Source organism: Sphingobacteriales bacterium, assembly GCA_016719635.1.
GTDB lineage: Bacteria > Bacteroidota > Bacteroidia > Chitinophagales > JADIYW01 > JADJSS01.
The window spans coordinates 108,734-129,397 of sequence record JADJYT010000009.1; the positions used below are offsets into that span (position 1 = coordinate 108,734).

The window sequence follows — 20,664 nt, forward strand, 5'->3', positions numbered from 1 at the left end:
GTTAAGAAATTGTTCTGCATAATTTTGAATTCCGGCTTTTGCATCCTAACTTTCAGTCATGCAAGCACTCGTACTCCGAAAAGACACCTTTCAGGTTGAAGAAGTTGAACAACCGGACTTAAAAGACCGGCAGGCGTTGGTGAGCATCCATTTCGCCGCTTTAAACCACCGGGATGAATGGATACGGCAGGGACAATATGCCAAAATACAGCTTCCTGCAATTCTGGGCTCAGACGGATGTGGCATTGTAGAGAAGGTTTCGAATGATACCGATAGCCATTGGTTAGGCAAGGAAGTAATTATCAACCCGAATATGCATTGGGGAACGGATAACCGTTTCCAGTCAAAAGAATATCAGATTCTGGGTATGCCGGCTCAGGGTACGCTGGCCCAATATGTGGTGGCAGATATTGACAGACTGCAGGAAAAACCTGTTCATCTTACCATGGAGCAGGCTGCTGCATTGCCGCTAGCCGGATTAACGGCCTACAATGCATTGTTTAATAAAGGAAGCGTGCAGGCTGGAATGAGTGTTTTAATCTCAGGCGTTGGAGGCGGGGTGGCACAATTCGCCTTTCTGTTTGCAAAAGCTGCGGGTGCTCATGTATATGTCACATCCAGTAAAGCGGACGTTCTGAACACGTGCATGGCATTAGGTGCAGACGGAGGGGTTGATTACACCAAAGAAAATGAAATCAGGAATCTGGCAAAGGGAATTGGCGGTTTTGATATTATCATAGACTCTGCCTGTGGCGATGGCATGAATGAACTTATAGCAGCGTTAAGACCTGCCGGTAAATTTGTCTTTTACGGTGCAACGAGAGGTTTGCCGGCAAATTTGAATATGCGTCAGATTTTCTGGAATCACCTTCAATTGCTGGGCAGCACCATGGGCAGTGATGAAGATTTTGAAAAAATGCTGCGATTCTGTAATATGCATAAAATTATGCCCGTCTTAGACAGGACATTTGAACTGAAGGATGCCGTTGCAGCATTTGACAGGATGAAACAAGGCGGACAATTTGGCAAGATAATTGTCAGAATTTAAGAAGTATCTGAATTTTATAAGTATTTTTAAACAAAAAACAAAAAATGGATTTACAACAACTTTTGGGTGGTTCTCTTGGACAAGAAGCTACTCAATTAATCAGTCAGCAATTGGGTATTGATCCGAATCAGGCGCAAAGCGCCGTGAATCTGGCTATACCCACCCTTTTAAATGCATTGAATAAGAATGCTTCTTCAGAAGAAGGAGCATCCTCTCTCTTTAATGCAGTAACAACTAAGCACAGCAATGGCGGTCTGGAAGATTTATCCGGTTTGGCTCAAAGTGCATTAGGCGGCGAAGGAAATTCTATCTTAAAACATATTTTAGGTGGCATACAGCCAAATGTTGAGAATGCTATTTCTCAAAATACCGGCATTAACGGCGGGCAGGCTTCACAGATCTTACAAATCCTGGCACCTATTTTACTGAAAACATTAGGCAGTCAGACACAATCACAGGGCCTGGATATCGGTGGTCTGGCCGGATTATTAAATAATGTTGTTGGCAATCAGCAGCAGCAGGCACCTAAACAGCAGGACATCATTTCTCAGTTATTGGACAGAGATAAAGACGGTAGCGTAATAGATGACGTTGCTGGTATGCTGGGAAATCTATTTAAAAAATAGAGGAAGCATATAGATTGAAATGCCACTCCAGACTGGAGAGGCATTTTTGTTTTGCTTTTGTTTGGGAAAGTTTTAGATTATATTTGTAGTATGCACGAAGAAATACTAAAGCATTTATTTCGCGAATATTTCAAAGAAGATTGTTTTTCGATTCTACAGTTACCTCAGGCGGGATCGGACAGAATCTATTTTCGTTTAAAAGGTGCTGCGCATATCGCTATTGGTACATTCGGAAAGGATGCCAAGGAAAACGAAACCTTTATCCACCATACCCATCATTTTCACCAAAAACAGATAGCGGTTCCGCAAGTTTTTATTGCCAGTGAAAATAAACAATATTACCTGCAGGAAGACCTCGGCGACACATCACTCTATACCGTCATTAAAAAAGAAGGAATAACTGAAGTGGTAGTGGGTTATTTGAGAAAAGTCTTGCTGCAGCTGACATATCTTCAGATAAAAGGCGCGGAAGGTTTTGATTTTTCCTCCTGTTATCCTATTCAGGAGTTCAATAAAAGTTCTATGTTCTGGGATCTGAACGGGTTTAAGTATTATTTTGCACGGATAGCGAGAGTGCAGTTTAGTGAGATAGAACTGAATAAGGATTTTCATACTCTTTGTGATTATTTGTTGCAGGAACCTCATTCGTTTTTTATGTTTCGGGATTGTCAGTCCAGGAACATAATGATTTATCAGGATAAACCTTATTTTATCGATTATCAGGGTGGGAGAAAAGGTGCATTGCAGTATGATGCCGCCTCCTTGCTGTGGCAGGCAGGTGCGAAGATTCCATATCCGCTTCGGGAAGATTTATTGGAGTTCTACTGTCAGCATGTTGCTGCTCTGATAAACATAAACAAAGTGGATTTCAAGGAACGTTATTATGGGTTTGTTTTAATCAGGATGCTTCAGGTATTGGGTGCTTACGGATTCAGGGGGTTGATTGAAAAACGAAGCCATTTTATTGAAAGCATCATTCCCGCGCTGGAAAATGTGAGATGGTTTCTGAAAAATGTGCAGTTGAAGATTGAACTTCCGGAATTAAAAAGTGTGTTGCAGCAACTGATTGTTTCTGATGCATTCAAAGAAGAAAAATTTGACGGTTCATCCAAACAGTTAAAGATTAACATCAACAGCTTTTCGTATAGACGTGGTATCCCTGCCGATGCAACCGGTAATGGCGGCGGCTTTGTGTTTGACTGCAGGGGGCTGCACAATCCCGGAAGGTACGAAGCATACAAACAGCTGACCGGTAAAGATGTACCTGTCATTGAGTTTTTGGAATCAAAAAGCAAAGTCAAGGATTTTCTGGAGAACGTCAGTAAATTGATTGATGTCAATATCCAGGATTATCTGGCAAGGGATTTCGAACATCTGCAGATTAATTTTGGCTGTACTGGTGGTCAACATCGAAGTGTGTATTGTGCCGAACAAACCGCCCGGTATATTCAGGAAAGATATAAGATTAAGGTGCAGTTAAAACATATTGAACGTGAATTACAGGGACAATTTATTTAAGGTATGAAGGCGATGGTTTTTGCAGCGGGATTGGGTACACGGCTAAAGCCTTTAACAGACAATTGCCCGAAGGCGTTGATACCTGTCGGCGGAAAACCGATGCTGCAGATTGCCATTGAACAACTCAAGAGATATGGCTTTGATGAGATAATCATCAATGTTCATTATTTGGGAGCACACATTCATCAATTCCTGAAACAACATCATTCTTTCGGTATTCGTATAGATGTCTCCGACGAAACGGATGGAATACTGGAAACGGGCGGAGGGCTATGGAAAGCGAGGCGTTTTTTTGATGACGGAAAGCCTTTTCTTTTATGCAATTCGGATGTCTTAACCAATATCCACCTGGATAAATTTTATCAGTCACATCTGCAAAATAATGCTATAGCCACATTGGCAGTGCGCAATCGGAAATCATCCCGTTATTTGCTGTTTGACGATGAGGATGTCTTGTGCGGATGGAAAAACAGCCAAAAGAATGAACAGATGATTCCGAGTTCTTCACATGAAGAAAATAGGTTACACCCTTTTGCATTTAGCGGTTATCACATCATATCACCGGAGATTTTTAAACATAACAGCAAATCGGGAAAGTTTTCGATGATAGACTGGTACCTTGCCATTTGCGGTTCCCAAATTATAAAAGCATATCATCATGATGAGGACATTTGGGTGGATATTGGTTCTGAGAAGCAATTACAGAACGCAAATGAACTGATGAGGTCTGCCAATATTTTCGGGTAAAGTTATTTTATAACCTGATAGCCGAACTTTGCATATACGGGACGGTGGTCAGACAACCATTCTCCGTTGGAATCTAAAAATTTATCTCCCTGGATTTCGTACTCAGTGGCTGTGAATTTCAAGGTGCTGTTGCTTCTGTAAAATATCTTATCTACTACTTCACAGTCCGGATTGGTTGCCAGCGGGCTGCAATCCATTAAGGAGTTTCCATCCTGATTCGGCAGCACACCGTCGCGGGTCAGTTCTACCCATACATCTGTAAATCCTCGGTCTAAAATCTCACGGATATTATCGCCGGTTCGGGTATATCTGCAGTTCATATCTCCCATGATAATGACGGCATGGTCTTTGGAGCGATAGTCAATATATTTACACAGTTGCAGGATATTCTTCCTTCGGGCAACCAAGTCCAAAGAATCAGAACCGGCATTGCAATGTACGTTGTATAGGTCAAAATAGGCATCCGGCGAAATCTTTACCCTGCAATAGGTGAATCCTTTTGGTGTAAGGCAGTCCGTTCCATGGCAATCAGCCCAGGAGGTGCGCATAAAATTTAAGAAAACAAATTTAGAAAACATGTTTAATCCGTCTCCCAGGCTTCCTTCAGGTGCTAAATAGGTGCTTTTGTATGGATGATGGTTATCTTTAATCAATAAGTCGTGGTAAAAAAAATCTTCCTGAACATTAACCAGGTCGTAGTTATTCAGTCGAGGACTGATTTGAGGCGTGTTAGCCAGGGGATGAGAGCTGGAAAGTGGTTCAGGTAATCCTGCTACGTTGTAAGATAACACGGTAAGGGTACCTTCTGTAGGAAAATTTTGTTCCGTTTTGTTACAGCCAATCATGCTCAACAGTAGCAACAGGATGGCAGATAATCTGCGATTTTTCATACCATTAAGATACTAACTTTCACCTATTTTTCATAATATGCGTAAAGAAAAGTAATCCCCAAAAAACTATTAGATGATAAAACATATTGTTTGCTGGAAATTAAAAGAACACGAAAAGAACGGAAATGCTCAAAGAGTTAAGCAGCTTTTAGAGGACCTAAAAGATATAGGGTTCATTGAACGGATTGAAGTGGGTATAAATTCAGAGGATACGCCACAGGACAACTGGGATGTTGTTCTGATTGCTGAGTTTAATACCCTTGAAGATTTGAACAGATATCAGGCACATCCCAGGCATAAGGAAGCCGGCGCATTCATAAAATCGGTAGTGGAGCAGAGGGTCTGTGTAGATTATAAATGCTGATTATTCTTTCACCAGCACTAATCTCAGTTCTTCTTCACCGCAATTGGTGTACATGATGCCGTCCATATATAATTTCTTCTTATAGGTACTCCTGTAGATGTTGAGTCTGGCATTCCCGCTGCACCACTGCAACCCTTTTGGAAGCAAGTCATAAAAGACAAAACTCTCCTGTAGTATCGAAATGGTATATTTGGTATAATCCAGGCTTCCGGAAACAGACCATTTTGCCTTATAGATATCGGTCTGATATCGGTATTGTACTGTCATTTCTCCCACTAAATCACCCTCATCGTTATCGTCAATGATATATAATGTCACCGGAAGTCCGTCTTTATTGTCTGAGTCTGGGTTTTTGGATATGAGAAACCCTTTCCAATTGCCGTGTATTTCAGGATTGCCTGAAAAGCAACTGTATGTAATCAGCAGGAATAGAATGGTATGTATTTTTTTAAGCCACATCATGACATTGCTTTGCGCAGCAGATTATTCATATCAATTTTTCCGCCAACTATTTTTTCCACTTCACTGATGTGAATCCGGTCTTGCTTCATGGTGTCTCTTTCTCGGATGGTAATGGTATTGTCTTCCAGCGTTTGATGGTCAACGGTGATACAATAAGGTGTGCCGATAGCATCCATTCTTCGGTATCTCTTTCCGATACTGTCTTTTTCTTCATAGAATGCACGTCCGACAAAACGTATACTGTTTAATATCTCCCGAGCCTTTTCCGGCAATCCGTCTTTTTTAACCAAGGGCAAAACCGCTACCTTGATAGGCGCCAGTGCCGGCGGAAGGTTCAGTACCGTGCGCGTTTCGCCGTTCTCCAGTATTTCTTCTTTTAGTGATTCGCTGATAACGCGCAGGAACATCCTGTCTAACCCGATAGACGTTTCAATCACATACGGTATGTAGTTTTCATTGATTTCCGAATCAAAGTATTGTAATTTCTTGCCGGAATATTGCTGATGTTCGCTTAAATCAAAATCTGTCCGGGAGTGAATGCCTTCGAGTTCTTTAAACCCGATAGGAAATTTAAACTGAATATCTTCGGCTGCATCTGCGTAATGGGCTAATTTCTCATGCACATGAAAACGAAGGTTTTCTTTCGCAGTGCCCAATGCCCAGTGCCATTTCAATCTTGTTTCTTTCCATTTCTCAAACCATTCCTTTTGAGTGCCGGGACGAACAAAGAACTGCATTTCCATTTGCTCGAATTCCCGCATCCGGAAAATGAACTGACGGGCAACGATTTCATTTCGGAAGGCCTTCCCAATTTGTGCGATACCGAACGGGATTTTCATACGGGCAGTTTTCTGCACATTCAGGAAGTTGACAAAAATACCCTGTGCCGTTTCCGGGCGCAGGTATAAATCGGTGGCATCCTCATCCACCGCGCCTAATCTGGTGGCAAACATCAGGTTGAACTGCCGTACATCCGTCCAGTTTTTGGTGCCGGATACCTCGCAGGAGATTTCATATTCCTCAATGAGTTCTTTGTATCGTTTGAAGTCGGATGCTTCAGCGGCTTTCACATATTCGGTCTCTAAGGTCAATCCTTTTGCATAATCACGGCTGGCCTTTGCTTTCTCTGCTTCGGCTGCCTCGGTCAGGTTTTTCTTGGCCAGTTCCTTTTCACCTTTTTCCTTCAGTTTTTCAATCTTCTCTTCTAGCAACACATCAGCGCGATATCTTTTTTTGGAATCCTTATTGTCGATTAAAGGATCGGAAAAGGAATCCACATGGCCACTGGCTTTCCAGGTGGTCGGGTGCATGAAAATGGCGGCATCGATTCCCACGATATTTTCGTGCATCTGTACCATGCTCTTCCACCAGTATTCTTTGATGTGATTTTTGAGTTCTGCACCAAACGGGCCGTAGTCGTATACAGCGCCTAAATTGTCATAAATCTCACTCGATGGAAAAATAAATCCGTATTCCTTGCAATGCGAGACGATTTTCTGTAGGTTTTCAACTTCAGCCATAATGGGCAAAGATAAGATAATGTGCCCATTACTCAATACGGAAAAATACTAAGAGTTGGTTAAGAAATACCATAAATCACGTATTTACATTATATTTAACTGGCATTTAATTTGATTAGAGATTAAAAACAGACTTTATGAATGCAAAAGCTCCGCTTCTTTTCCTGTTATTGTTAAGCTTGCTCTACGCCCGTGCACAAACCGATTACAAAACTAGCACAAAACATAAAGATGGTTTGGTAACTATTTATTACACTAAAAGCATTCCGGCGACATCAATTTACGGTACGGCTGCTTCCATTTCCAGATACGGACTGATGGAGGAAAAGACCAAAAAAATCATCCTTCCGATGAAATATATTTCTGTTTTTTCATCGTACGAGGAAGGACTGTATATCGTACAGGATTCGTCGGAAAAACATGGATTATTTTCTTCCAGGGATAATAAGTTCCTGGTAGAACCATCGTACAGTAAATTTGATATTTTCAGCGAAGGACTTTCCATTGTTCAGCGGAAGGTTGGGAGCGGCTACAGTTATGATTATTATTACGGAGCCATCGACAAAAATGGCAAAATGGCAATACCGGATACTTTTTCATTTTTAGGGAACTGCAGGGATGGGCTGTTGAATTTCAAACAAGACAATAAGTACGGATATCTCGACAGGCAAGGTAAGGTAGCCATTCCTGCCGTGTATGTTAATGCATCAAATTTTGCAAATGGTCTTGCTCCGGTTCAGTCAGCTGAATATGGGAAATACGGGTATATAAACTCGGCCAATAAAATGGTGATTGAACCCAAATATGTCTTTGCAGACGGTTTTTACGAAGGGTATGCCACTGTTTATGCCGAACGGAAGTTTTACAATATGAAAGGAGGGAATGTAAATACTAATAAGATAGGCCTGATTGACACCAAAGGGAATGAGGTGATTCCCCCTATTTATGAATCAATATCGTTAAAGAAGAAAGGAGGGCTCTTTGTGGTGAGTAAAGAAGGGAAAGAAGGCTTGATTGACAGTACCGGAAAGATGATCTTGCCGGCAGAGTACAAAGATGTCGGAGAATTTTATGATGGGATTGCAAAAGTCGAGAAGACTTCGGGTATGTATGGGGTCATAAATACCAAAGGAAAATTCATGCTGCCTGCTGATTATAAAGAAATCTCTTTTCTGTATTCAAGTGAAGGTTTTTATGCAAAAAAAGATGGAAAGTATGCGGTGTATAATAAAGATATGAAAGTTATAATACCGGCAGATACGGCTAAGAGAGTGCTGGTAAATAAGAAATCCATCGCTTTTATCTTTAGTGACTTCGTAAAGGTGTATGATATCAATGGAAAATTTAAAAAATTGATTACCCAGGAAAATGTTGATATCTACGGAACCACTTACTTCAGCAATGATGATTCCATAAGAGTGCCTTACTTCAAGGTAATCAGTTTGACAGACATATTGACAAAATCCACCCGGAAATTAAACGTAAGCGATGTGTCTGATTTTAATGAAGAGGGCATATTCGTAGGCAAGAATTCTAAATACAGTTTTTATGATTATACAGGCAAAAAGCTGTTTGACCGTTCTTTTGAGAATATAGTCAATTTTTCTGAAGGTATCTGCGGATTGCAGGAAAGTGCTTACAGCAAGCCATATTTAGCGGATAAGACACTGACTAAAATCGCGGAACTGACCACCGTCTATTATGGTCCGTATTCTGAAGGACTGGCTATGTCAAAAAGTCAATATGGCGGCACCGTGTATTATCTGGATAAAACGGGTAAGACACAGTTTTCTGTGTATGCAAATGAAGGGGAGGCTTGTAAAAATGGAAGGATAAAAATTAAGAATTCCGCCAATAAATATTATTTTGTAGATAAAAGCGGAAAAACGATTAACTCAAGTACATATGATGAACTGGGTGATTTTTACGAAGGATTGGCAGGTTTTAAGGATAATAACAAAGTGGGTTATATCGATACATCCGGAAAGGTGGTTATTGCAGCCATTTATGATGAAGTAAGCAATTTCTCTAATGGTGTGGCGATGGTAAAATCGAATAATGAATATTTCCAGATTGATACAAAGAGAAGAGCCCTGAATACGGCTAAGTATCACGGAGCTGCCAACCCAGGTAACGGTACTTTTCCCGTTAAGAATGATTCAAAGTGGGGATTGATAGACAATAAGGGGAATACTATTATAGATTTTAAGTATGATGAAGTAAGGCCGATGGCTGAAAATCTGGTATGGGTAAAAAAAGATAAAAAGTGGGGCTTGTTAACTGCTTCCGGAAATTCTGTAACGGCTTTTGAATACGACGGCTGTACTGATTTTGAAAACGGGTATTCAAAGATTCTCAAGAATAATAAAATCGGCGTAGTGGATAAATTCGGAAAGATGGTGCTTCCTGCAATATATGATAATGTTGGAAAAATATATAAGGGTGCTGCTGTCGTTATCAGAAACAACGGAAGCAATACCTATTCTGTAAAATAAAACCCATTTTAGAACAAGTTTCGAAAAAGTATCCGAATGTCTTTAAAGGGCGTATACTCCTTAGCATAGATGATATGCAGCTTCTCTTTGATGGATTCATTCTCTGACGGGATTCCGCCTGATACGACAAAGACAGCGTTCTGTAAGGGAGGTAGTTGACGGCTGCGTTCCGTATTGATTTTTCTGTCATAGCCTATCCATGTTTTTTTATTTGCTAAAACAGCTATGCAGTTGCTGAGAAAGGAAATTCCCCTTTTTAAGAAAAGAACCAATACCGGATACGAAAGTACGCATGTTATTGCAACAGAAACATCAAACAGCCTCTTCATTCGCCGGTATAGTGGTTTGTTTAAATTGTATCCGATATCAAACGTATACAAATCCCCGGCAGTATCTTTAGAATTGCTTCCGATAATCGAATCCCCGGAGGCAATCTTATATTCCACCCTGCCACCCATCCTGCTCATGGCGCCTATGATGGTCTGGGTACTTACAACATTGCTGCAAAAAATAATTTCCTTCACGTCAAAGATGGAAACCATTTCTTCCATTGTTTCGGGAATGCCCAGGAATTTATCCGATTGGCTGTCTTCCCTGGCACCGCTCAGAAATCCAATATACTTTCTGTCCAGTCCGGTGTGTTGAATGAAATTCCAGACGTCCTCAGCGTCTTTTCCGGTTCCAACAACAATCATGTTTTTAATATCAGAAAAATACCCGGACGTATCCCCGTTAATAGCTCTGTATGTCAGCCGTATAAGGAACAGCAGCAAAAAATTGGTGATATATCCGACCACAATGATGCCTCTGGATGTGCGTAAAAATTCCGGAAAGAAGGCATACAAAATGGATATGATCAGTGTGCCGAGACTGAGGCCTGTTAATAAGCGCAGCCATTTAGCATTCTTGTCATAGACGCCGTTCAGCCACATGGCAAAAAGCCAGGCTGCCACATAAATCGGAGTGTTTATATAAAAATATGTGAGAGGGAAAGTAACGCGATCCTGTACCCGGATATAATTCTCCCATATAAGCTGTAATGCATACAGATTCGCAGTGATTAAAATCATATCCAGAACCGGTGCACCGATTCTCTCGAGCAGTTGCTGCAGAACGGCAAAAAAGGCTCGGATGTAGATGGCGATATGTAACAATAGGGTGAGCAGTTTTCCATTCGTGCCGCTTACATGCTTCCCGGCGAAGATGAGCATGGCATTGTAAAACACCCGTACATAATTTAAGCTCCCTTTTTTGGTGCTTTCTCCTTTGAAATGAATGATGGACGTATCGGCAAAGTAATAGTTTTTATAACCGGCCTTCTTTATTCTGTAGGATAAGTCTATATCTTCCCCGTACATAAAATAGGCTTCGTCCAGAAGCCCCGTCTTTTCTAGCACACATCTGCGCAACAACAGGAAGTCACCTGACAATACATCCACTCCATGTGTCTGGTTGTGGTCTAGATAGGTTAAGTGATATTGGCCGAAAAGTCTGGACTTTGGAAAAATCTTCGCCATGCCGCTCATCTTTGCGAAAGCTGCCATAGGTGAAGGGAATCCTCTCTTCGACTCAGGCAGGAAATGACCGGTGCCGTCATACATCTTTACACCCAGTCCTCCGGCATCGGCATGGGTATCCATAAAATCTACGCATTGCTGCAGCGTATCTTCCTGTATGATAGTATCGGGATTCAGCAGTAATATATATTCGCCGCTTGAAATTTTTATAGCCTGATTGTTGGCTCTTGAAAATCCTGTGTTTTTTGTATTGGTAATGACGTGGACTGCAGGAAATTTTTCAGAAAGCATCTTCAGTGAATCATCCGATGAATGATTGTCTGCTACAAGAATCTCATAATCGAAATTCGCCCTGGACTTGTAAACGGATTGAATCGCCTGTTCCAGAAAGTATCGGACATTATAGTTTACTATGACAATGGATAATTTCATTGACGCGGGATACTGGATAATTTGCTGCACAATATACTTAAAAACCCGTAAAGGCTGTTACCACCAAGGGGTTGTCAGTGGTTCTTCATGTAGTTCTCATAGGGAAGGCGTGCCTGAATAGAGCGTGCCAGCGTAATTTCATCTACATACTCCAGTTCACCGCCAAAAGCGATACCCCTGGCTATGGACGTGATTGTAACTTCAAACTTGGATAATAACTTGGATAAGTAGAAGATGGTAGTATCGCCGTCAATGGTAGGGTTGAGCGCCATAATGATTTCCTTGATTTCCCCTGATTCCAGGCGTTTTACCAGACTCTGGATATTCAGCTGTTCTGGACCAATGCCATCCATCGGGGAAATCAACCCTTCCAGTACATGATACAATCCGTTATAGTGACGGGTGTTTTCAATGGCAATGATATCCCGGAAATTCTCCACGATACACACCACGCTCTTGTCGCGGTAGCCTCCTGAGCAGATACTGCAAATCTCTCCGTCCGATACATTATGACAGACTATGCAAAATTTGATATCCTGTCTCATCTTTAAAACGGATTCTGTAAGATATTTCGTATCCTGCACATCATGCTGCAATAAATGCATCACCAGGCGAAGGGCGGTCTTTTTGCCGATACCCGGCAAGGTGGCAAACGCATGAACGGCATCTTCTATCAGCTTTGAAGGGAATTGCATGGTGCAAAAATAGCAATTAGTCCACAGTCCGCCGTTTATCGTCCATAGTTTTTTTATTTTATGTTGAATAATCTCTTTATTTTTAGAAATTGGTAACAACTACCAGCCACTTAAACAGAACTTATGTCCTCGTTAGTAATACTGTCCTGCATTGTTTTGTATTTTCTGATGCTGATTTTCATTGCTTACTTTACTGGAAAAAATGCCAACAGCGCATCTTATTTTGTCGGCAACAAGCAGTCGCTGTGGTTTGTAGTGGCATTCGGATTAATTGGCGATTCTCTCTCCGGTATCACCTACATTTCTGTGCCGGGTTCTGTAAAAGCGGCCAATTTCAATTACTTCCAGATGGTACTGGGCTACGTTATCGGCTATTGGACGATTTCTTATGTGTTATTGCCATTGTACTATAAAATGGAATTGACTTCCATTTATACCTATTTAAAAAACAGGATCGGTCCCGTCTCTCAGCGAACGGGTGCATTTTTCTTTATTCTGTCCAGGGTGATTGGTGCAGGAGCCAGGTTGTTCCTGGCATCCATTGTGCTGCAACGGTTTGTGTTTGATGCTTTTGGTGTGCCATTTCCGGTAACCGTTGCGATAATTATTTCCTTAATGCTTTTATATACCTATAAAGGCGGCATAAAAACACTGGTTTGGACAGATATGATGCAGTCTACATTTCTGCTGTCCGGGGTAATATTATCTATTCTTTTTATTGCCTCGCAACTGAATCTGTCATTTGGCGGAATAATAAACAGCATAAAAGATTCTGAATACTCTCAGGTGTTTTTTTGGGACTGGAAAGCCAAGAATTATTTCTGGAAACAATTTTTGGGTGGAGCTTTCATAGCTATCTGTATGACAGGCCTTGACCAGAACATGATGCAGAAGAACCTGAGTTGCAAAACACTCCGGGAGGCACAGAAGAATATCAATGCATTCAGTATCATCGTTGTTTTTGTAAACATGCTTTTCCTGGCGCTGGGGGCTCTGCTTTACATCTATGCCTCCACCAGAAATATTGCCGTGCCTGAACGCGGAGATGAATTATTCCCGTTTCTGGCATTCAACCACCTGGGAGCATTTGCAGGGCTTGTATTTGTAATCGGCTTAACGGCTGCTACGTTTAACAGTGCTGACTCTGTTTTAACGACACTGACCACTTCCTTTTACATCGACTTCCTTGGGAAAGAAACGGATGATGCACATGACCATAAGCGATTGAGAATTCTGATTCATATCGGTTTCGCTGTATTCTTATTTTTAGTGGTTTTGCTATTCAGTTTATTGAATGACCAGTCGATGATATTTACTGTTATGGATATTGCAGCAATTACGTACGGACCATTGCTGGGTTTGTTTGCTTTTGGTATTTTGACTAAACGTCAGCCTAATGATAAATTCGTTCCGCTAATCAGTATTGTCAGTGCAGGATTTTGCTGTTTTTTATATCTTTCCACCAAAAGTAAAGCGTCCTGGCTTAATGGCTATGCAATTGGACAGGAATTGCTGATAATAAACGGGTTAATAACATTCATAGGCTTATGGATAAGCAGTAATCCGGGTGTTAAAATAGGTTGCAAAGCGGTAAAGCACTAAATAAAAACGACTAATTGTTAGTATCTTTACAAGTCGTACCCCTGCCAATTTATTGTTACCAATCAATAAGATGGCTGAAAATGTGTTTAAAATAAAAGAGGAAAGTATGTCATTAGAAGATTTTAAGAAAAAGAGGCCTTTTAAACAAAGAAACTGGACACAGGTAAATGCGTCCAACAGCTGGAGTATGTTTCGCATTATGAGTGAATTCGTCGATGCGTATGATAAGATGGATAAGATTGGTCCGTGCATTTCCATCTTCGGCTCGGCTCGCACTAAACCGGATAACCCGTATTACCAGTTGGCGGTAAGGGTGGCAGAACGTTTGTCAGAAGAAGGGTATGGTGTTATCACCGGCGGCGGTCCTGGTATCATGGAAGCCGGAAATTTAGGTGCTCAGAACAAAGATGGGAAATCAGTGGGCTTGAATATCGAGTTGCCGTTTGAGCAGGGTCACAACCCGTATATCGACCATGATAAGTTGATCTCACACCATTACTTTTTTGTGCGCAAAGTGGTGTTTGTAAAATATGCGCAGGGGTTCGTGTACCTGCCCGGCGGCTTTGGTACGTTCGATGAATTGTTTGAAGTCATGACACTGGTTCAAACGAAAAAAATCGACCGGGTTCCGATTGTTCTGATGGGTGCTTCTTTCTGGGCGGGAATGCTGGAATGGATGAGAACGGAAGTGTTGAATAATCAACATAACATTGGTGAAAACGATTTCGACCTGTTTTTAGTAACGGATGATGTGGAAGAAGCGATTACCTATATCAATAACTTCTACGCTGAACATGATTTGGCACCAAATTTCTCTTAGTTAAGATCTCATGCAAATAAAAAGTTTGCAATACTACAGCACATTGTTCTTATGGACAGTATGCTGCTTTTCTTTTTCACAGGACAAGGCATCTGCTTTTTCCAAACCCATGAGCCTGCCGTTCCACCTTGCGGGTTCGTTTGGTGAGCCGCGTCCCGATCATTTTCATTCCGGTATAGATATCAAAACCAATGGTGTGGAAGGGGAGCCTGTTTTCAGTATATACGACGGATATGTTTCCCGAATCAAAGTGTCATCCGTTGGCTACGGAAAGGCGATTTATATTACACATCCGAACGGTTATACAAGTTTGTATGCACATCTTGGCAGATTCAGTGATGTCATAGAAAAATTTGTGCACGGACAGCATTATGCAAAAAAACAACCCGAATTTGATCTCTACCCGGATGCAGGAACGTTTAAAGTGAAGCAAAATGATACCATCGCTTTTTCCGGAAACACGGGCGGCAGCACAGCTCCGCATCTGCATTTTGAAATAAGGGACTCCAAAACAGAACATGCCCTCAATCCGTTGGATTTTTATCCAAAGAATTTTTACACGGATACAATTCCCCCTCAGCTAAATAAAGTAAAGTTGTATACGTTTAACAGCCGTTACTATGAAGCACAAACGGATGTATTGCCATTGAAACGGTCAGAAAATTTCCTGACGACAGATGCTCCGATTGTTATTGACAAGTATAATTTCTTCTGCCTGTCGCTGGAAGGTTTTGACAAGCAGGATACATCAGAAAATAAGAATGGCATTTATAGAATTCAAATGTTTATAAACGATACGGTTTTGTTTGGATACACGATGAATACTATAGATTTTGACAAAACGAGGATGTGTAATGCGTTTGTTGATTATCATGAAATGATGAATGACAGTGGATACTTTTATAATTGCTGCCAGTTGAAAAACAACACATTGGCGGTTTATCAGAACGGTAATGGTTTTATTCGGATAAAAAACAAGGATACGGCGGAGATAGCGATCCATTGTTACGATTATAATGAAAATAAAACCAGTATTCGGCTGAAAGTCATTAGAAATGACTCTGAAGTTCCATCGGATAGCAGAGATATGGCAGGAACCATACTAACAGATAAGAAGGATAGTATACGTTTAAATGGGGTTAAGATTACATTTCCGGATAAGTGCTTCTATGATGACGTTTCCTTAAAAACTGATCTATGGTACCAACCGGATAATTTGTTAGCTCCGGTATATTCCATCAGTCATCCGGGGGGTTATATACCACTGCAGAAATCCTTCAGAATGGAATTTAGTACTGTGATAAAAAAACAACGAAATAAAGTAACAATAGTTCGAACAGATGCTGACGGGCAGGTGACTGCTCTTCCGACAAAAAGCACAAAAACAAGATTTTATACAGAATCCAGAAAACTCGGTACGTTTTTCTTGTCTTATGATACAACTAAACCTGAAGTGAAAATCCTGTATCCAGAAACTGAAAGGGTAAAAAATAAAGTCATTCAGGTAAAGATAGGGGATGCCCTATCCGGCATTGACTCCTACAATGGATACATTGACGGCAAATGGGTTAATTTTTATTATGATGCAAAAAATGACCTGATGGAATATGTCATTGACGGAAACTGTCCCAAAGGTGAACATCTTTTAAAGATAGTTGTTACTGATAAAACCGGAAATAAAACCACTGTTCAGCAAAAATTTGTCTATTAATCTCATTAATTCTAAACTTACTAATTCTGCCACTATGTTAACCGAAGGAACCAAAGCACCTAAAATCAAGGGAGTCGATTTTAAAGACAAGACCACCGTACTTTATTTCTATCCAAAGGACGATACGCCGGGCTGTACTGCCAATGCGTGCGATTTCAGAGACAACTACCAGTCTCTGACCAAGAAAGGATTCACCATCATTGGAGTAAGCCCTCAGGATGAAAAATCGCATAACAAATTTAAGGAGAAATACAGCCTGCCGTTCGAGCTGATTCCGGATACGGATAAAACGATTGCTCAGGCATACGAAGTGTGGGGGAAGAAGAAATTCATGGGTAAGGAATACGAAGGAATACTACGCACTACTTTTGTGATTAACGGAAAAGGGATGATTGAAAAGATAATTGACAAGGTAGATACTAAAAATGCGACCAAACAACTTTTGGAAGCAGTATCTAAATAAATTTATCCCTTATGACACAGAAAGGAGTTATCCTGCGGGATAATTCCTTTTTTTATTTGCACAAAAATAACGGGTGCCTGAAATAGTAATCTGGATTTTATTTCCTATATTTCGTTTAGTGAATTTACAGGAAACAGATATCGATACCATAGCCCTCAGGGAACTGCTACAGGTGAAATACAACCAGCTGAATGCATTGCTGGAAGCCACAAAAGCTATCAATGACAATGTATCGGCAGAAGGTTTGTACCAGATTTATAAGTTTATACTGAATGAACAAATACGGGTAAAGGAAATCGGGTTGTTTATGTTTGATCAGGCCTGGAAGCGTGCCGTATGGGAAAAAGAAGAACAGGATTTCTTCATCCCGATTCAGGCACATTTTCAGAATTATACGACTGCCACTGAACTGACTGCCGACGAACAGAAAATTTTCGGCGGCTTTAAATATATTGTTCCGGTTTACCATAAAACACAGCCTTTGGCGCTGGCATTGCTGGGAGATATACACGAAGATGTGTCGCACCAAAAAAATGAACTGCTGGAATTTGCCCAGATTTTCACCAATATCATTACTGTCGCGGTGGAAAATAAGCGGTTGTTTAAAAAAGAACTGGAGAAAAAACAGTTCGATAAGGAGCTTGATTTGGCCTCTAAGGTGCAGGGTATGTTGATTCCAAAGAAACTGCCCAAAAACAACATGTACGAATTTGCCGGTTTGTACCTGCCATATAAAGGAATCGGAGGCGACTATTACGATGTCATTCATATCAATAAAGATGAGTTTGTTTTTTGCATAGGGGATATTTCCGGCAAAGGCGTGGCGGCTGCTTTGGTGATGGCGAATCTGCAGGCGTATCTGAATGCCACACTGACATTGAGCATGCATGGTAAAAAACTGATAGAGAACCTGAACCAGAAAATTTATTCTATTACCAACGGGGAGAATTTCATCACGCTTTTTATGGCAAAATACAATATCCTTACACGCGAACTGTTGTATTTTAATGCTGGCCATGTACCTCCCATTCTGATTGCAGGGGATGAAGTGGAACTGCTCGAGACGGGTAGTACGCTGTTGGGTATCTTTGAAGAATTACCCAAAATACAATTCGGGAAAAAGATACTGCCACCCAATACCACCATTGTTTGTTTTACAGATGGATTGACGGAGCTGGAAAATGAAGAGGAGGAGCAATTTGGAACCAACCGACTGCTGGCTTTTGCAAAAAGTAATCACCGGATGAGCCCGGATATCTTTAATAAGATGCTGTATGATTACATCGGTAAGTTTAAAGGCAATGTACTTTTTAATGATGATATCAGTGTGCTGACGGCAAAATTTATGTGATTTTCGCCTTTCTGATTCCGCTTATTTTTGATTCTTTGTATTCCTGCACAACTACAACTAATGCGGCGGAAGTAAATTTATTTTTCTGTATTTAAAGCTGATTCAATCTTTATCTGTCCTGTACTGAAATTAACCAATAGCCCCAGGCAGATTAAGAACAGAGAACCCACCTTGTTCGCCTCGACAAGGTCACTGAGCGTATTGTTTAACAGGAATGCTACAATGCATAATGTGACGACAGCGATATATTTCCGGTTTTCTGCATCTGAGACGGTATAAATCTGTTCTGCCGTTAACAATATAACGCCGATTAAAATAATATAGAGGAGCAAAGCAGGTAACCCCTGTTCGGTGAGCAGCAGCAGAAAATAATTGTGTACGGTAGATCGTTCCTCATTGTCGCTGATATATGTTTCATAAGCGGTGACGGTGAATTGCTTGTAGTTCGTGACAAAATTATTCGGACCCACCCCGACGAAAGGATGTTCTTTAAATAATTTAACGGCGGCAATCCACCTGTAAAATCGTTCTACAGTACTCATGTCTTCCATCTCAAAGGTGGAAGTGAGGTGCTCCCCCAATTCGTCGTGGTAAATGGTGTGTTCGAAGTCCGGAGAATATTTTAAGTAATTGTTGTTCGATACCATATATCCCGTGAATGTAATGGCAATCACGCTTGCCGCAAGGAGCACAAGCTTGGTTAGTTTGAATCGCAGAATAAGAATATAGAATGGCATACCAATCAGGGCAAGCCATGCGCCGCGGGTGTAAGACAGAAAAATGGCGGCGATAAACACGGGAATGGAATACCTTAAAACAGTATGTCTGACATAATGCTTCGGGTACCAGCTTTTGGCGAGAAACAGAAACGGAAGAAACATGGTGATGAAAACGGCATAATTGACGTGATTCCGGTAAACGGGGTACACGGCTTTTTGTATGTTGTCAAAGTTGAAGTGTAAGGTGGCATGTTTAATCAGGATAAACAGCACACTGCCAAATGTGGGAATAAATAAACACCAGAAAAGGATACGAATGGATTTTTCATTTCTTATCAGTAAGATCGGTAACAGGAAAAACCCTGACAGATACCAGGACTTTGCCAGCAGGTATTTAACGGACAGAACAGCGTCTGTTGAAAAGAACGTGACAAAGATGCTCCAGCCAAACATGCCGAATAACACCATTAAAATGGGGTGTCTGAAGGATTTTTGGTTCAGTTCGTCAGGGTTGATAAGAAAATAGATAAGGATACTTCCGGTCAAAAGTATCAGGATGGGTTCAGATGGCAAATCGGTACCGAAACTGCCTATATACGTTTCGACTGATAATGGAATGGTAAGCAATAATATAAAAAAAACGAGTCTGAAATTTAATAACGCCAGAACAGAGAACAACAGGCAGAATGGTAGTATCCCAAGTGTATAATCTTCCGTATAGATACCGGTGGAAAAACAGAGGATCGTGAATAGCCCGAATACCCAGAATAAAGGACCGGCATATTTGTCTGCTATCTTAGGTGCGTTGAAATCCGTATTTGTCTGCATGTTTATACAATTCTAACAGGAGTGCAGCGAATGACGCAAGAATAAATGAGATGATTGCCGTGCTTAATAGAATCAACCATCGGATGGGCTTTGCTTTCTTTACTGCCGGTTGCGGCTCCTCCACCACAAAGATGGTTTTAAAATCCTTGGAGGATGAAACGGCATATTGGTCCCGTATGGTCATTAATTTTGTCAGTTCTTCCGATGCCGTCTCTGAGTTGCCGGAAGTCAGCATCAGTTTTTTTTCTGCAATCTGTTTGTCGATTAAATCCAGCACCGTCGATTTGTTTTCAATCAGTATCGACCTGTAAATGGAATCTGAACGCATGACAATATCTGTAACCAGTGTGGACGCAAGCCTGGCATCCGTATCTACAATACTGACTTCAATTGCGCCCAAATCATTTCTGACGGCGTTGAAATTTTCATAAAATTCCTTTTGCGTATAATACGTAAAAAGTGCAGGCGTCTTTGCCCGGATCTTGTAATGCCTGCCTAACTCAAACTTGTGAATCAATGCCAGGCTCATAGGCGCAGAGGATACAATTGTCAGAAACCGGTTGATATCTTCTTTTCCTCCAAACATACTGACGCCTCCGGCTTCCTTTTCATTGAATAAGGCTGCCCTGTCCGTACTCGTAGGATTGGATAAGTAAAATACCATTCTGGATTTATAGTAAGGCGGCATGATAAAGGGCAGCGTAATGATAAAACTGACTGTTACAGCGATTATCGTAAACAGAAGAATCTGCTTATGCCATTTGGCTACGATTTTAAACAATTCCAGCATACAGGAAATATATAATTTAAAGAATCTGCCAAAAGTACGAAAATACAATGAATTTGACTATGTATT

At 41.0% G+C, this 20,664-nt stretch carries 18 protein-coding genes; 11 read left to right on the top strand and 7 right to left on the bottom strand.

The genetic code is table 11. The features are described 5' to 3' along the window. The first annotated feature begins 58 nt into the window (after window positions 1-58). From IPM95_13050 to IPM95_13065, 4 genes are all read left to right on the top strand, one after another. Window positions 59-1,048, top strand: coding sequence for a zinc-binding dehydrogenase (locus IPM95_13050; GenBank protein MBK9330197.1), 990 nt, complete (start codon window positions 59-61; stop codon window positions 1,046-1,048). Between the two features lie 44 nt (window positions 1,049-1,092). Further along, on the top strand, window positions 1,093-1,674 hold the full coding sequence (locus IPM95_13055; protein ID MBK9330198.1) for a DUF937 domain-containing protein: 582 nt from the start codon (window positions 1,093-1,095) through the stop codon (window positions 1,672-1,674). 90 nt (window positions 1,675-1,764) lie between these two features. Next, window positions 1,765-3,192 carry a phosphotransferase gene (locus IPM95_13060; GenBank protein MBK9330199.1) on the top strand — a complete coding sequence of 476 codons (1,428 nt, stop codon included), beginning with the start codon at window positions 1,765-1,767 and terminating at the stop codon, window positions 3,190-3,192. A gap of 3 nt (window positions 3,193-3,195) precedes the next feature. Next, window positions 3,196-3,939, top strand: coding sequence for a nucleotidyltransferase family protein (locus IPM95_13065; GenBank protein ID MBK9330200.1), 744 nt, complete (start codon window positions 3,196-3,198; stop codon window positions 3,937-3,939). A gap of 2 nt (window positions 3,940-3,941) precedes the next feature. Here IPM95_13065 and IPM95_13070 read toward each other — a convergent pair whose 3' ends face one another. Beyond that, window positions 3,942-4,829 carry an endonuclease/exonuclease/phosphatase family protein gene (locus IPM95_13070; protein ID MBK9330201.1) on the bottom strand — a complete coding sequence of 296 codons (888 nt, stop codon included), beginning with the start codon at window positions 4,827-4,829 and terminating at the stop codon, window positions 3,942-3,944. Window positions 4,830-4,902: 73 nt separating this feature from the next. Here IPM95_13070 and IPM95_13075 point away from each other — a divergent pair, with 73 nt between their 5' ends. Then, complete coding sequence (locus IPM95_13075; protein ID MBK9330202.1) at window positions 4,903-5,193, top strand: Dabb family protein; 291 nt, start codon at window positions 4,903-4,905, stop codon at window positions 5,191-5,193. On the opposite strand, the gene IPM95_13080 is transcribed toward IPM95_13075, so the two are convergent. Together IPM95_13080 and IPM95_13085 are read right to left on the bottom strand one after the other, a co-directional pair. Continuing rightward, window positions 5,194-5,655, bottom strand: coding sequence for a hypothetical protein (locus tag IPM95_13080; protein MBK9330203.1), 462 nt, complete (start codon window positions 5,653-5,655; stop codon window positions 5,194-5,196). After that, window positions 5,652-7,175, bottom strand: coding sequence for a glycine--tRNA ligase (locus IPM95_13085; protein ID MBK9330204.1), 1,524 nt, complete (start codon window positions 7,173-7,175; stop codon window positions 5,652-5,654). The genes IPM95_13080 and IPM95_13085 overlap by 4 nt, the downstream gene beginning before the upstream one ends. Window positions 7,176-7,312: 137 nt before the next feature. Between IPM95_13085 and IPM95_13090 the strand changes: the two genes are divergently transcribed. Continuing rightward, window positions 7,313-9,670, top strand: coding sequence for a WG repeat-containing protein (locus IPM95_13090; GenBank protein ID MBK9330205.1), 2,358 nt, complete (start codon window positions 7,313-7,315; stop codon window positions 9,668-9,670). 8 nt (window positions 9,671-9,678) lie between these two features. Here IPM95_13090 and IPM95_13095 read toward each other — a convergent pair whose 3' ends face one another. Next, on the bottom strand, window positions 9,679-11,619 hold the full coding sequence (locus IPM95_13095) for a glycosyltransferase (GenBank protein MBK9330206.1): 1,941 nt from the start codon (window positions 11,617-11,619) through the stop codon (window positions 9,679-9,681). Between the two features lie 74 nt (window positions 11,620-11,693). Continuing rightward, window positions 11,694-12,314 carry a recombination protein RecR gene (gene recR, locus IPM95_13100; protein MBK9330207.1) on the bottom strand — a complete coding sequence of 207 codons (621 nt, stop codon included), beginning with the start codon at window positions 12,312-12,314 and terminating at the stop codon, window positions 11,694-11,696. A gap of 123 nt (window positions 12,315-12,437) precedes the next feature. On the opposite strand from recR, the gene IPM95_13105 reads away from it, so the two are divergent. The 5 genes from IPM95_13105 (at window position 12,438) to IPM95_13125 (ending at window position 18,261) form a co-directional block, all read left to right on the top strand. Then, window positions 12,438-13,916 carry a sodium:solute symporter gene (locus IPM95_13105; GenBank protein MBK9330208.1) on the top strand — a complete coding sequence of 493 codons (1,479 nt, stop codon included), beginning with the start codon at window positions 12,438-12,440 and terminating at the stop codon, window positions 13,914-13,916. A 70-nt stretch (window positions 13,917-13,986) separates the two neighbouring features. Next, a complete protein-coding gene (locus IPM95_13110; protein MBK9330209.1) occupies window positions 13,987-14,736 on the top strand; it encodes a TIGR00730 family Rossman fold protein in 750 nt (249 codons plus the stop codon). A 25-nt stretch (window positions 14,737-14,761) separates the two neighbouring features. Next, on the top strand, window positions 14,762-16,447 hold the full coding sequence (locus IPM95_13115; protein MBK9330210.1) for a M23 family metallopeptidase: 1,686 nt from the start codon (window positions 14,762-14,764) through the stop codon (window positions 16,445-16,447). 34 nt (window positions 16,448-16,481) lie between these two features. Then, a complete protein-coding gene (gene bcp / locus IPM95_13120) occupies window positions 16,482-16,910 on the top strand; it encodes a thioredoxin-dependent thiol peroxidase (protein MBK9330211.1) in 429 nt (142 codons plus the stop codon). Window positions 16,911-16,983: 73 nt separating this feature from the next. After that, window positions 16,984-18,261 (top strand): serine/threonine-protein phosphatase, encoded by a 1,278-nt coding sequence (locus IPM95_13125; GenBank protein MBK9330212.1) that lies wholly within the window; start codon window positions 16,984-16,986, stop codon window positions 18,259-18,261. A gap of 77 nt (window positions 18,262-18,338) precedes the next feature. On the opposite strand, the gene IPM95_13130 is transcribed toward IPM95_13125, so the two are convergent. Together IPM95_13130 and IPM95_13135 are read right to left on the bottom strand one after the other, a co-directional pair. After that, window positions 18,339-19,808 carry an O-antigen ligase family protein gene (locus IPM95_13130; protein ID MBK9330213.1) on the bottom strand — a complete coding sequence of 490 codons (1,470 nt, stop codon included), beginning with the start codon at window positions 19,806-19,808 and terminating at the stop codon, window positions 18,339-18,341. Continuing rightward, window positions 19,777-20,598 carry a hypothetical protein gene (locus tag IPM95_13135; GenBank protein ID MBK9330214.1) on the bottom strand — a complete coding sequence of 274 codons (822 nt, stop codon included), beginning with the start codon at window positions 20,596-20,598 and terminating at the stop codon, window positions 19,777-19,779. The genes IPM95_13130 and IPM95_13135 overlap by 32 nt, the downstream gene beginning before the upstream one ends. Window positions 20,599-20,664 lie beyond the last annotated feature (66 nt).

Bases quoted from the DNA above. Each gene is read 5' to 3' on its own strand.
- bcp (MBK9330211.1), top strand. From the start codon at position 16,482: ATGTTAACCGAAGGAACCAAAGCACCTAAAATCAAGGGAGTCGATTTT.
- IPM95_13090 (MBK9330205.1), top strand. From the start codon at position 7,313: ATGAATGCAAAAGCTCCGCTTCTTTTCCTGTTATTGTTAAGCTTGCTC.
- IPM95_13065 (MBK9330200.1), top strand. From the start codon at position 3,196: ATGAAGGCGATGGTTTTTGCAGCGGGATTGGGTACACGGCTAAAGCCT.
- IPM95_13105 (MBK9330208.1), top strand. From the start codon at position 12,438: ATGTCCTCGTTAGTAATACTGTCCTGCATTGTTTTGTATTTTCTGATG.
- IPM95_13130 (MBK9330213.1), bottom strand. From the start codon at position 19,808: ATGCAGACAAATACGGATTTCAACGCACCTAAGATAGCAGACAAATAT.
- IPM95_13075 (MBK9330202.1), top strand. From the start codon at position 4,903: ATGATAAAACATATTGTTTGCTGGAAATTAAAAGAACACGAAAAGAAC.
- IPM95_13070 (MBK9330201.1), bottom strand. From the start codon at position 4,829: ATGAAAAATCGCAGATTATCTGCCATCCTGTTGCTACTGTTGAGCATG.
- recR (MBK9330207.1), bottom strand. From the start codon at position 12,314: ATGCAATTCCCTTCAAAGCTGATAGAAGATGCCGTTCATGCGTTTGCC.
- IPM95_13110 (MBK9330209.1), top strand. From the start codon at position 13,987: ATGGCTGAAAATGTGTTTAAAATAAAAGAGGAAAGTATGTCATTAGAA.
- IPM95_13085 (MBK9330204.1), bottom strand. From the start codon at position 7,175: ATGGCTGAAGTTGAAAACCTACAGAAAATCGTCTCGCATTGCAAGGAA.
- IPM95_13095 (MBK9330206.1), bottom strand. From the start codon at position 11,619: ATGAAATTATCCATTGTCATAGTAAACTATAATGTCCGATACTTTCTG.
- IPM95_13135 (MBK9330214.1), bottom strand. From the start codon at position 20,598: ATGCTGGAATTGTTTAAAATCGTAGCCAAATGGCATAAGCAGATTCTT.
- IPM95_13060 (MBK9330199.1), top strand. From the start codon at position 1,765: ATGCACGAAGAAATACTAAAGCATTTATTTCGCGAATATTTCAAAGAA.
- IPM95_13080 (MBK9330203.1), bottom strand. From the start codon at position 5,655: ATGATGTGGCTTAAAAAAATACATACCATTCTATTCCTGCTGATTACA.
- IPM95_13055 (MBK9330198.1), top strand. From the start codon at position 1,093: ATGGATTTACAACAACTTTTGGGTGGTTCTCTTGGACAAGAAGCTACT.
- IPM95_13050 (MBK9330197.1), top strand. From the start codon at position 59: ATGCAAGCACTCGTACTCCGAAAAGACACCTTTCAGGTTGAAGAAGTT.